Annotated in this window: 11 protein-coding genes; 7 read left to right on the top strand and 4 right to left on the bottom strand. The window is 68.2% G+C overall.

Translation table 11 applies throughout. The features are described from left to right. Positions 1-9 precede the first annotated feature (9 nt). The 7 genes from J8J14_RS03675 (at position 10) to J8J14_RS03705 (ending at position 7,785) form a co-directional block, all read left to right on the top strand. Complete coding sequence (locus tag J8J14_RS03675) at positions 10-2,262, top strand: sensor histidine kinase NtrY-like (RefSeq protein ID WP_342452376.1); 2,253 nt, start codon at positions 10-12, stop codon at positions 2,260-2,262. Continuing rightward, positions 2,252-3,649, top strand: a complete 1,398-nt coding sequence (gene ntrX, locus J8J14_RS03680; protein ID WP_209378111.1) for a nitrogen assimilation response regulator NtrX — start codon at positions 2,252-2,254, stop codon at positions 3,647-3,649. The genes J8J14_RS03675 and ntrX overlap by 11 nt, the downstream gene beginning before the upstream one ends. Continuing rightward, positions 3,649-4,521, top strand: coding sequence for a D-amino-acid transaminase (locus tag J8J14_RS03685; RefSeq protein WP_209378112.1), 873 nt, complete (start codon positions 3,649-3,651; stop codon positions 4,519-4,521). Before ntrX ends, J8J14_RS03685 begins: the two co-directional genes overlap by 1 nt. Beyond that, positions 4,518-5,180, top strand: coding sequence for an HAD family hydrolase (locus tag J8J14_RS03690; RefSeq protein ID WP_209378113.1), 663 nt, complete (start codon positions 4,518-4,520; stop codon positions 5,178-5,180). The genes J8J14_RS03685 and J8J14_RS03690 overlap by 4 nt, the downstream gene beginning before the upstream one ends. Before the next feature lie 130 nt (positions 5,181-5,310). Continuing rightward, on the top strand, positions 5,311-5,643 hold the full coding sequence (gene hfq / locus J8J14_RS03695) for an RNA chaperone Hfq (RefSeq protein ID WP_209378114.1): 333 nt from the start codon (positions 5,311-5,313) through the stop codon (positions 5,641-5,643). Next, positions 5,624-6,952, top strand: coding sequence for a GTPase HflX (hflX, locus tag J8J14_RS03700; protein WP_280842862.1), 1,329 nt, complete (start codon positions 5,624-5,626; stop codon positions 6,950-6,952). Before hfq ends, hflX begins: the two co-directional genes overlap by 20 nt. Further along, positions 6,949-7,785: an inositol monophosphatase family protein gene (locus J8J14_RS03705; protein ID WP_342452378.1), complete on the top strand. Its 837-nt coding sequence runs from the start codon at positions 6,949-6,951 to the stop codon at positions 7,783-7,785. Before hflX ends, J8J14_RS03705 begins: the two co-directional genes overlap by 4 nt. Here the strand turns inward: J8J14_RS03705 and mazG are convergent. The 4 genes from mazG to metG are packed head-to-tail and all read right to left on the bottom strand — an operon-like array spanning position 7,782 to position 11,762. Then, the gene (gene mazG / locus J8J14_RS03710; protein WP_280842847.1) at positions 7,782-8,579 is read right to left on the bottom strand and encodes a nucleoside triphosphate pyrophosphohydrolase; all 798 of its coding nucleotides are present in this window, start codon (positions 8,577-8,579) and stop codon (positions 7,782-7,784) included. The genes J8J14_RS03705 and mazG overlap by 4 nt on opposite strands. Positions 8,580-8,636: 57 nt before the next feature. Next, positions 8,637-9,422: an MBL fold metallo-hydrolase gene (locus tag J8J14_RS03715; RefSeq protein WP_209378115.1), complete on the bottom strand. Its 786-nt coding sequence runs from the start codon at positions 9,420-9,422 to the stop codon at positions 8,637-8,639. A gap of 10 nt (positions 9,423-9,432) precedes the next feature. Further along, on the bottom strand, positions 9,433-10,206 hold the full coding sequence (locus J8J14_RS03720) for a TatD family hydrolase (RefSeq protein WP_209378116.1): 774 nt from the start codon (positions 10,204-10,206) through the stop codon (positions 9,433-9,435). After that, positions 10,206-11,762 carry a methionine--tRNA ligase gene (gene metG / locus J8J14_RS03725; RefSeq protein WP_209378117.1) on the bottom strand — a complete coding sequence of 519 codons (1,557 nt, stop codon included), beginning with the start codon at positions 11,760-11,762 and terminating at the stop codon, positions 10,206-10,208. Before metG ends, J8J14_RS03720 begins: the two co-directional genes overlap by 1 nt. Positions 11,763-11,801 lie beyond the last annotated feature (39 nt).

Raw genomic sequence — 11,801 nt, forward strand, 5'->3', positions numbered from 1 at the left:
GGGTCACCCGTGAACAGCGCGGCCCCGGGGGGCGGGCGCAAGAGCATCTTCCGCCGGGCGGCGGACCTGCTTCTCGGGCGGGGGATGACGCTCGGGCTGGCGCTCGGCGCGCTGCTGGTGGGCATCGCCTCCTTCGCCATGCTGGCGGGTGGCAGCCCCTTCGGCCCGGCCAGCCCGGCACAGACAGCGGCGCTGGTGCTGGTGAATACCGCCTTCGTTCTCCTCCTCACGGCCAGCCTCGCCGGCCGGCTCGTGCGCGTCTGGGCGGAGCGGCGGCGCGGCAGCGCCGGCTCGCGGCTGCATGTCCGGCTGGTGATGCTGCTCGGCGGGGTCGCCGTGGTGCCGGCGCTGCTGGTCGCGGTCTTCGCCACGGTGTTCTTCCAGCTCGGCATTCAGGCCTGGTTCGGAGACAAGGTGCGCGACACGCTTGAGGCCAGCCTCGTCGCCTCCCGCGCCTATCTGGACGAGAACCGCAACACCATTCGGGCCGATGCGCTGGCGATGGCGGCCGATCTCAACCGCGCGGGGCCGCTGCTGCCGGACAACACCCTGGCCTTCAGCCGTGTCCTCGCCACCTACACGGCCCTGCGGAACCTGACCGAGGCGTCGGTCTTCGAGCCGGTTCTCGGCCGGGTCATCGCCAATGCCGGCCTCGGCACCGCCCTGGTGATCGATCCTCCGCCGGCCTGGGCCATGGAGATCGCGCGCCAGGGCGATGTCGCCGTCCTCTCCGCGGATGGGGAGGAAGGGCGGGTGCGGGGCTTGGTGCAGCTGGATATCGAGCCCGGGCTGATGCTGATGATCGGCCGCCCGCTCGATCCCTCGATCATCGAGCACATGCAGCGGACCGAGCTGGCCTTCCAGGAATACGACCAGCTCGACCGGAACCGGTCCGGCCTTCAGATCACATTCGCCATGATCTTCGCCATCGCCACGCTGCTCGTGCTACTGGCGGCGGTGCTGATCGGCCTTGTCATGGCGAACCAGATCGCCCGGCCCATCTCTCGCCTCATCAACGCGGCGGAGCGGGTGAGGGGGGGCGACCTTTCCGTTCGGGTTGAGGAGGGCCGGTCGGACGACGAGGTCGGCAGCCTCTCCCGCGCCTTCAACCGCATGACGAACCAGCTTGCCGCCCAGCGGAGCGAGCTGCTGGAGGCCTACCGCCAGCTGGATGACCGCCGCCGCTTTACGGAAAGCGTGCTCGGCGGCGTCTCGGCCGGGGTGATCGGCCTGGATGCGGAAGGCCGCATCAACCTCCCTAACCGCAGCGCCAGCGAGCTTCTGGGCCAGGACCTGGAAGCGGCCGCCGGCGTGTCACTGGGGGAGGTGGTTCCGGAGTTCCGCGCCTTCCTTGCCGCCGCCGCCGCCACCCCCGAGAAACCGCGGACCGAGGAGATCCCGGTGCCCGGCCCGTCCGGACGCCGCACCCTCCTGGCCCGGATCAGCGCGGAATTCGATGCCGGGGGCGTTTCCGGCTATGTGCTGACCTTCGATGACATCACGGCGCTCCTCTCGGCCCAGCGCATGGCCGCCTGGGCGGATGTGGCCCGGCGCATCGCCCATGAGATCAAGAACCCGCTGACACCCATCCAGCTCTCGGCCGAACGCCTCAAGCGCCGCTACCTCAAGCAGATCAGCGACGATCCCGACACCTTCCGCGCCTGCACGGACACCATCGTCCGGCAGGTCGGCGATATCGGGCGCATGGTGGACGAGTTCTCCGCCTTTGCCCGCATGCCCCAGCCCGTGATCCGGCCCGAGAACCCGGTCCAGCTGGTGCGGGAGGCGCTGGTGCTGCAAAGGGACGCCCATCCCTCGATCACCTACGAGCTTCGCACGCCCGACCAGGCCCTGCCGGTCCGCTGCGACCGGCGGCTGATGAACCAGGCCCTGACCAACCTTCTCCAGAACGCCGCCGACGCCATCGCCATGCGGCCCGAGGGCGAGGCCGGGGGCCGTGTTCTCGTGGAGGTGACATCCAGCCAGGCCTGGCTGCAGATTGCCGTGGAGGATAACGGGATCGGGCTTCCGGACGATGCGGAGAGGGATCGCCTCACGGAACCGTATGTCACCCATAAGGCGAAGGGCACCGGGCTCGGGCTTGCCATCGTCAAGAAGATCATGGAGGACCATGGCGGCGGGCTGGCGCTCGCCGACGGGGTGGAGGGGGGCGCGCGCGCCACACTGACCCTGCCGCTGGAAGAGACATCGGAGCAGGACGGATTGCAGGAGAGAGGAGAGATGCTGCGCCATGGCGCATGACATCCTGATCGTCGATGACGAGCCGGACATCCGCGCCCTGATCGACGGCATCCTGGCGGATGAGGGCTATGAGGTCCGGCAGGCCGCGAACAGCGACCAGGCCCTGGCGGCCTTCCGCCAGAAGCGCCCGAACCTCGTCATTCTCGACATCTGGCTCCAGAATTCCCGGTTGGACGGTCTCGGCATCCTTGAGGCGCTGCACCGCGAGGAGCCGCGCGTGCCCGTGGTCATGATTTCCGGCCATGGCACCATCGAAACCGCCGTGCAGGCCATCCAGCAGGGCGCCTATGACTTCATCGAGAAGCCCTTCAAGTCGGACCGGCTTCTCCTGATCGTCGCCCGGGCCCTCGAGGCCGCGAGGCTGAAGCGCGAGAACAGCGAGCTGCGACTGCGAAGCGGCTCGGAAACGGAGCTGGTCGGCAACTCGGCCCTCATCGGCCAGGTCCGGAACGCCATCGAGAAGGTGGCGCCCACCGGCTCGCGCGTGCTGCTCACCGGCCCGGCCGGTTCGGGCAAGGAGGTGGCCGCGCGCATGATCCATGCCCGTTCCCGCCGTGCCGACGAGCCCTTCGTTGCCCTGAACTGCGCCACCTTGAACCCGGCCCGCTTCGAGGAGGAGCTGTTCGGGGTGGAGGGCGGCCCCGACCCGATCGCCCAGCCGCGGCGCCAGGGTGTGCTGGAACGCGCCCATGGCGGCACGCTGCTGCTGGACGAGGTGGCGGACATGCCGCTTGAGACCCAGGGCAAGATCGTCCGCGCCCTCCAGGAACAGGGGTTCGAGCGCATCGGCGGAGCGACCCGGGTAAAGGTGGATGTGCGCGTGACCGCCACCACCAACCGCGACCTTTCCGCCGAGATCGCTGCCGGCCGTTTCCGGGAGGACCTGTACTACCGACTGGCGGTTGTGCCGATCCGCATGCCTTCCCTCCGGGAGAGGCGGGAGGACGTGCCTGCGCTGGCGCGGCACTTCATGGCCAGGTCGGCCGAGAATTCGGGCGTCCCCCCGCGGGAGATCAGCGAGGACGCGATGGCGGCGATGCAGGCCTATGACTGGCCGGGCAATGTCCGCCAGCTCCGGAACCTCGTGGACTGGCTGCTGATCATGGCGCCGGGCGGGCCGAGCGACCCGATCCGGCCGGAGATGCTGCCGCCTGAGGTCGGCTCCGCCGCCCCGGCCATGCTCAAGCTGGACCGGTCCAGCGAAATCATGACCCTCCCGCTGCGCGACGCGCGGGAGCTGTTCGAGCGGCAGTATCTGGAGGCGCAGCTGCTCCGCTTCGGCGGGAATATCAGCCGCACCGCCAATTTCGTCGGCATGGAACGCTCCGCCCTGCACCGGAAGTTGAAGTTCCTGGGCGTGCAGGCCGAGGACCGGGCGAGCGTCTGATGTCGAGAACGGCCTATGTGAACGGGCGCTATGTCCCGCAGCGCGACGCTTGCGTGAACATCGAGGACCGGGGCTACCAGTTCGGGGACGGCATCTATGAGGTGGTGAACCTCGTCGATGGCCGCTTCCTCGACGAGGACCTGCACCTGCAGAGGCTGGAGCGGTCCCTTGGCGAGATCCGCCTGCCCATGCCGATGCCCATGGCCTGCCTGAAGCTGGTCATCCGCGAGGTGGCGCGGCGCAATCGTGTGACCGAGGGGCTGGTCTATCTGCAGGTGAATCGTGGCGTGGCCCGGCGCGACCATGCCTTCCCCAGGAAGCCTGTCCCGGTAAGCCTCGTCGTCACCTCGCGCCACGGCCTTCCCTATCCGTCCAGCATCGAGGGCTGGAACATCGCGACCATCACCCATCCGGACCTCCGCTGGGCGCGGCGCGACATCAAGAGCGTGAACCTCCTCCCCAATGTCCTGGCCCGCCAGGCCGCGCGCGAGGCCGGGGCAGGGGAGGCGATCCTCTTCGACCCGCAGACCCGGATGGTGACGGAGGGCGCGGCCACCAGCTTCTGGGCCGTGGACGCCGAAGGGGCCATCCGCGTCCCGCCGCTCGGCAACACCATCCTGCCCGGCTGCACCCGTGCCGCCCTGCTCGCGGAAATGGCCGAGCACGGCATCCCCGCCGATGAGCGCCCGATCTCGGTCGACGACCTGCCCACGCTGCGCGAGGCCTTCATCACCTCCGCTGGCTCCTTCGTGAAGCCGGTGCTGTCGATCGATGGGCGGGCAGTGGCCGATGGAAAACCCGGCCCGGTCACTCGCCGCCTGTTCGAGATCTTCACGCGGCATGTGAAGGGCGCGCCGCGCAACGCGGCGTGAAGCGCCCGCGCGCCATCGTTTGGGACTGGGACAACACCCTGGCCGATGGCTGGCCGGCCATCCGCGCCGGGCTGAACGCCGCCTTCCGCGACGCCGGGCTTCCGGAATGGACGCTGGATGAGGTGCGCGAGCGGGTCCGGCACTCGCTACGGGACAGTTTCCCGCATCTCTTCGGTGCCCGCTGGGAACATGCCCGCGACATCTTCTACGCCGGGGTCCGCGCCACCCATCTGGAGGTGCTGCGGCCCATGCCCGATACCGAGGCGCTGATCCGCGGGGCTGCCCAGATCGCGCCCATGGCCGTGCTTTCCAACAAATCAGGCCCCCTGCTCCGGGCCGAGGTCTCGCATCTGGGCTGGGCACCGCTTTTCCGTGCCCTGGTCGGGGCAGGGGACTGCGCCGGGGACAAGCCCGATCCCCGCGCCATGCGCGTGGCCTGCGCCGCCTGCGGCGTGCCGGCGGGCGAGGGGGTCTGGTATGTCGGCGACAATGCGCTGGACATGGATGCGGCGCGGCGGGCGGGCTGCGTCCCCGTGCTGCTCGGCGACGCCGCCCATGATGGCGGCCCCGGCGTCTCGAACCCTGCGCTCCATTTCCTGAACGCGACGCAGATGACCGATGCGTTATCGGCCCTGGACAAGCTCCCGGTCGGCAGGTGAGTTTGTCCCTCCCAGGGCGAGGGTGCGCGCCCGGGAACGCGGTGCGCCGTGCGGGCGTGCAACGAAGAACAACCGCCCCGGATCCACCACGGCAAAGCCGGGTGGAGAGCAAGAAGAAGGGCATCAGCCAATGGCTGCCGACAAGTCCCAGAACGTGCAGGACGTGTTCCTGAACCATGTTCGCAAGAGCAAGACCCCGGTCACCGTCTTCCTGGTGAACGGCGTGAAGCTGCAGGGCATCATCACCTGGTTCGACAATTTCTCGGTCCTGCTGCGCCGTGACGGGCACACCCAGCTCGTCTATAAGCACGCCATCAGCACCGTGATGCCCGGCGCTCCGATCATGCTCTTCGACGCCGCTTCCGCCGGCGCGCAGCAGCCCAGCCAGGGCGGCGCTCCGATCCGGGAGACCACCATGACCCTCTCACCGCGCGAGCCAAGCCCTGTCGGACAACAAGACTGAATCTGGGGCGGGGGGTCCTACCCCCGCCGCGGTCATCCTCCCCTGGGAGAAGCCCCCCCACCTCGTGGAACGGGGCCCTTCAGATGGCCGCGGTGCCACCCGTGCGGCGGAGGCGCGCCTGGCGGAGGCCGTGGGTCTTGCTGCCTCGATCGGGGTCGCGATCGTCCATACCGGCATCCATCCGCTGCGCACACGCCGCCCAAGCACCCTGCTAGGGGAAGGGCAGGTCGAGGCTGCGGGCGCCGCCATGGCGGAGCATGGGGTGAAGGTTGCGGTAGTCGATGCCGCGCTCACCCCGGTGCAGCAGCGCAATCTGGAGCGCGCCTGGGGCTGCAAGGTGATCGACCGCACCGGCCTGATCCTGGAGATCTTCGGCGAGCGCGCCCGCACTCGGGAGGGCTCGCTGCAGGTCGAACTGGCGCACCTCTCTTACCAGCGCACCCGCCTTGTCCGGTCCTGGACCCATCTGGAGCGCCAGCGCGGCGGCTTCGGCTTTCTCGGCGGCCCCGGTGAGTCGCAGATCGAGATCGACCGCCGCCTGATCGACGAGCGGATCGTCAAGCTCAAGAAGGAACTGGAACAGGTCCGACGGACGCGTGGCCTGCACCGCAAGGCACGTACCAAGGTGCCCTATCCGGTCGTCGCGCTGGTCGGCTACACCAATGCCGGAAAATCGACTCTTTTTAACGCGCTGACTGGCGCCGGCGTCTATGCGCAGGACCAGCTCTTCGCGACGCTGGACCCGACCATGAGGGCGATCCGGCTGCCTTCCAACCGCACCGTCATCCTCTCGGACACGGTCGGCTTCATTTCCGAGCTGCCGACGCAGCTGGTGGAAGCCTTCCGCGCCACTCTGGAGGAGGTGGCCGCGGCGGACATCATCCTGCATGTGCGGGATGTCGCCCATCCGGACAGTGCCGCCCAACGCGCCGATGTGCTGAACGTCCTGGCGGAAATGGCCGAGGGCCCGAATGCCGCGCTGGACGAGGGTTGGGAGGCGCGAATGGTCGAGGTCCTGAACAAGACCGACCTGATGGATGAGCCGCCGCCGCCCGCGCCCGGCACCATCCCCGTCTCGGCCCTGACCGGGGAGGGGCTGGATGACCTTCGCCGCCTGCTCGACGAGAGCCTCGCCGCCAGCCTCGTGATCGAGCAATTCTCCATCTCGCCCGAGGACGGCGCGAGCCTCGCCTGGCTGTATGAGCACGGCGAGGTGCTGGAGCGGCTCGACGCCGATGAGGCGATCAGCCTGTCCGTCCGCCTCTCTCCGGCTGATCTGGCCCGCTTCGCCCAGCGCGGCGCTGAGTGACGCGCTTCGACGCCGCCGCCCTGGCGGAGGTGGACGGGGTTCTCCGTGCCGCCGCCCGGGCGGAAATCATGCCGCGCTTCCGCCGCCTGGCGGCCGGGGACGTCCGACTGAAAACCGGCCCGCTGGACATGGTGACCGACGCCGATGAGGGTGCCGAGCGCCTGATCGTGGCCGCCCTCGCGGAGCGCTTCCCGGGCTGCATCGTGGTGGGGGAGGAGGCCTGCTCGGCCGATCCCGGCTTGCCCGACCAGCTTGCCACCGCGCCACTGGCCTTTGTGGTGGATCCGGTGGACGGCACCGCGAATTTCGCGGCCGGCATGGCCATCTTCGGCTGCATGGCCGCGGCCTTCGTCCATGGGGAAGTCGTCGCCGCCTGGATCCACGACCCAGTTGGTCACGATAGCGTGATCTCAGCCACGGGGCAGGGCGCTTGGATTGCCGGCGAGAATGGCGAACGGGGGCCGCCTTTGCAGGTGGCCAGACCGGTCGCGATCGGCCGGATGGTCGGCTGCGTCTCCTATGGCTACCTTGCCGAGCCGCTGAAAAGCCACGTGGCCGCCCGGCTGCCGCGGCTGGCCAAAACCTGGCAGCTCGGCTGCGCAGCCCATGAATACCGGCTGCTCGCCAGCGGTCACACGCATCTCTCGCTATATAACCGCCTGATGCCGTGGGACCACGCTGCGGGATGGCTGATCCACCGCGAGGCCGGGGGTTACGCCGCGCATTTCGACGCAAGCCCGTATAAGCCGGCGACGGACCGGTCCGGCGGGCTGATCTGCGCGCCGGACCGGGAAAGCTGGGAAGCGGCCAGGGCCGCTCTGCTCGGCGACTAGAGGCGTTCCGCCCGCTTGGCTTCCTGCCAATGGGCCTCCATTTCCTCCAGTGAAGCGTCGGCGGGGCTCCGGCCCTCTGCGGCCAGCCTTGCTTCGATCACGCCGAAGCGCCGCTCGAACTTCGCATTGGCGCCGCGCAGGCAAGCCTCCGGGTCAAGGTCGAGCTTGCGGGCGAGGTTCGCCAGGACGAAGAGCAGATCGCCAAGCTCATCCGCGATGCGGGAGGGCTCCGCTCTGGGCAGTTCGGCCCTGAGCTCGGCCGCTTCTTCCTCCAACTTGTCGAGCACCGAGGCGGCATCGGGCCAGTCAAAGCCAACCCGGGCGGCGCGCCGGGTCAGCTTGGCCGCGCGGGTAAGGGCAGGGAGGTTCACCGCCACGCCGGACAGGGTGCCGGTCTCGGCCCGTTCTGCGCGTTCAGCGGCTTTTTGCACCTCCCAGGCCTCGATCTGCGTCGCGGCATCCCGCGCAGCATCCTCTCCGAAAACATGAGGGTGTCGGCGTATCATCTTGTCATTGATGGATTTCGCCACGTCCGCGAAGGCGAAATCCCCGGCCTCCTTGGCCATTTGGGCGTGATACACGACCTGAAGCAGCAGATCCCCCAGTTCGTCCTTCAGCGCGGGGCGGTCCTGCCGGGCAATAGCCTCGGCGACCTCATAGCCTTCCTCGATCGTGTAGGGGGCAATGGAGGTGAAGTCCTGCTCCTGGTCCCAGGCGCAGCCATCCGGGGCACGAAGGCGCGCCATGATGGACAACAGCCGAGACAGCTCGGAAAGGGCGCGATCCTCGCTCAAAGCGTCGGCCCCTCAGATCGCGTAATATAGATTATGTAAAAATCGCCACATGCCATGTCAGGCCGTCTCCAGCACCATGCCGTCAAAGCCCGGCTCCATTCCATGCGGAAGCGCGCCGCGCATCCAGGCCCAGTCCAGGTCCGGCCCCATATGGGTCAGCACCGTGCGTGCGGGCTGAAGCCGCCTGGCCCAGTCCACCACTTTCGCCACATGGGCATGCACAGGATGCGGCTGGCGCTGGAAGCAGCCGACCACCCAGTCCCGCACGCCGTCCAGTTCGGCGAAGCTGGGTTCCGGCATCTCGACCACATCGGTCGAGTAGCCGAACCCGCCGATCCGCAGCCCCAGCGTCTCCATGACCCGGTGATCCTGGGAGAACAGCCGGATATCGAAGCCCGCGATGTTCACCCGCTGCCCGGCCCGCACCTCATGTTGCTCCAGCGCCGGGCGGAAGAAGCCAGGCGTGACGGGCCGGAACGCATAGTCGAAGCGCCGCGTCACGTCCTCCAGCGTCGCCGCATTGGCATAGAGCGGCAGCGCCCGGCCCATGATGCGGTTCATGATCCGGAGCTCGTCCAGCCCCATGACATGGTCGGCATGGCTATGAGTCAGCAGAACCGCATCCACGCGGCCGATGCCATGGGCCAGCAACTGGGCCCGCAGATCCGGCCCGGCATCCACCAGCAATGTCGTACCATCAGGCGCCTGGATCGCGATGCTCGAACGCATTCGCCGGTTCCGTGGCTCAGACGGGTCGCAGGCACCCCAGGCGCCCCGAGCATCGGCGCCGCCGAGCAACGGTACGCCTCCGGAGCCGCCGCAGCCCAGAATGGTAACCCGCAAGATCAATGCCCTAGGCGCATCGGCTGAAGAGGCGTTCGAAGTTGCGCGTCGTGATGTCGAGAGCCTTCGCCACTTCCCACCCCCTCACCCGCGCCAGCATGGCCGCGGTATGGGCCACCAGTGCCGGTTCGTTGCGCTTCCCGCGCAGTGGAACGGGCGCCAGGTACGGGCTGTCCGTTTCCACCAGCAGCCGGTCCTCGGGCAGGTCGGCGACGATGCTCCGAAGCTCCTCGCTTTTCGGGAAGGTGAGAATTCCTGAAAGCGAAACATAGCCCCCATCCGCCACAACCTTCTCCGCCAGGGCGCGCGTGGAGGAGAAGCAATGAAGCAGGGCCGGGAAGTCGCCGCCGACCTCCCGTTCCTCGGACAGGATGGCGGCGATGTCGTCATCCGCGTCCCGGGCATGGATTGCCAGCGGCAGGCCGGTCTTCTGGCAGGCGCGGATATGCCGCCGGAAGCTCTCCTGCTGCACTTCGCGGGGTGCCTTGTCGTAGAAATAGTCCAGCCCCGACTCCCCGATGCCGATGATCCGGGGGTGGTCCGCCAGGGCGACGATCTCCTCAACCTCCGGCACGGGTGCTTCGCCAACATTCTGGGGATGCACGCCGACCGTGCCCCAGACCTGCGGGAAGCGCTCGGCCAGTTCCTTGACCTTGGCGGCCTGTTCCATGCGCACGCCGATGGTCACCATCCGGCTGACGCCAGCCTCGACCGCCCGGCTGATCACCGCCTCGATCTCGCCCTCGGCGTAGTAATCGAGATGGCAGTGGCTATCGACCAGCATCAGGCCGCCTCCTCGATCTTCCGGAAGAGCGGCGCCGGGGCCGGCAAGGCGGTTCCCTCTTCCAGAGGGATCGTGAGATCGGAAAGGGCGCGCGCCCCCTGCCCCACCCCGAGCTGGTCGAGCATCGCGGCCATGGTGCCGGGCATGAAGGGCTGGAGCACCGTGGCCAGAGTGCGCAACGCTGTGTGCAGGCTGCGCAGCACCGCTGCCATACGCACGGGGTCCGTTTTCTTCAGGGACCAGGGCTTCTGGGCATCGATCCAGGAATTTCCCAGTCGCACCACCACCCAGATCCGCTCCAGCGCCTCGCCGAAGGCTTGGCGGGAAATGGCTGCCTCGACCTGGGCGGTCAGAGCCTCCACGGGCCCAAGCAGCTCCCGGTCCGCGTCGGTCGGTGGTGTCAATGCGGGAAGCCGTCCCTCGTAGTTGCGCTGGATCAGCGAGAGGACGCGGTTCGCCAGGTTGCCGAAATCATTCGCCAGCTCGCTGTTCAGGCGCCCGATCACGGCGCGGCGGGAGAAGTCGCCGTCGTTTCCGAAGGGCACCTCCCGCAGGAGGTAGTAGCGCAGGGGATCCAGCCCGAACTCCTCGGCCAGCTGAAGCGGATCCAGCCCGTTGCCGAGGGACTTGGACATCTTCTGGCCCTCGATGGTCAGCCAGCCATTCGCGAAGACACGTTTCGGCGGCTCAAGCCCCGCGGCCATCAGGAAGGCCGGCCAGTAGACGCAGTGGAAGCGCGTGATCTCCTTGCCCACCATGTGGACATCGGCCGGCCAGAAGGCCCAGTTCGCGGATGAGGTATCCGGGTATCCCAGGGCCGTGATGTAGTTCGTCAGCGCATCCAGCCAGACATACATCACATGGGCATCGTCGCCCGGCACAGGCACGCCCCATTTGAACGACGTGCGGGAGATGGAGAGGTCCTGGAGCCCGGCCTTCACGAAGGCCGTCACCTCGCGCCGCGTGCTGGCCGGGGCCATGAAATCCGGATTGGCTTCGTAGAAAGCGAGCAGCTTCTCGGTCCAATTCGACAGGCGGAAGAAGTAGGAGGGCTCGCGCGTCCACTCGACGGGCGCGCCGGAGGCGATGGCCACCTTCTTGCCGTCGCGTTCCTCGATTTCGTCCGGGCCGTAGAAGGCCTCGTCCCGCACCGCGTACCAGCCTTCGTAATGGCCCAAATAGATGTGCCCGCCCGCCGCCAGCTTCTCCCAAAGGGCTTGGCAGGAGCGCTTGTGGCGTTCCTCGGTGGTGCGGATGAAGTCGTCGAAGGAGATGCCGATCTTCTCGGCCATCCCGCGGAAATCGCCCGCCAGCCGGTCCGTGAAGTCCCTGGGCGAGAGACCTGCGGCAATCGCCGCCTGCTCCACTTTCTGCCCGTGCTCATCCGTGCCGGTAAGGAAGAACACCTCGTTGCCCGCCAGCCGCTTCCAGCGCGCAAGCACATCCGCCGCGATGGAGGTGTAGGCATGGCCGATATGGGGCTGGCCGTTCAGGTAGTAGATCGGCGTCGTCAGGAAGTAGCGCTTCCCGCCGGCAACCTTGTTGGCCTCGCTCATCATCCAGTCCCGCGCCCCGGTTCAGCGTCCTTCGCGCTG

The sequence above is a fragment of the Pararoseomonas baculiformis genome (genome assembly GCF_017813395.1).
Taxonomy (GTDB): Bacteria; Pseudomonadota; Alphaproteobacteria; order Acetobacterales; family Acetobacteraceae; genus Roseomonas; species Roseomonas baculiformis.

Coding starts and splice junctions, on each gene's coding strand:
- ntrX (WP_209378111.1), top strand. CDS start 2,252: ATGGCGCATGACATCCTGATCGTCGATGACGAGCCGGACATCCGCGCC.
- J8J14_RS03685 (WP_209378112.1), top strand. CDS start 3,649: ATGTCGAGAACGGCCTATGTGAACGGGCGCTATGTCCCGCAGCGCGAC.
- hfq (WP_209378114.1), top strand. CDS start 5,311: ATGGCTGCCGACAAGTCCCAGAACGTGCAGGACGTGTTCCTGAACCAT.
- J8J14_RS03720 (WP_209378116.1), bottom strand. CDS start 10,206: ATGCTGGTCGATAGCCACTGCCATCTCGATTACTACGCCGAGGGCGAG.
- metG (WP_209378117.1), bottom strand. CDS start 11,762: ATGAGCGAGGCCAACAAGGTTGCCGGCGGGAAGCGCTACTTCCTGACG.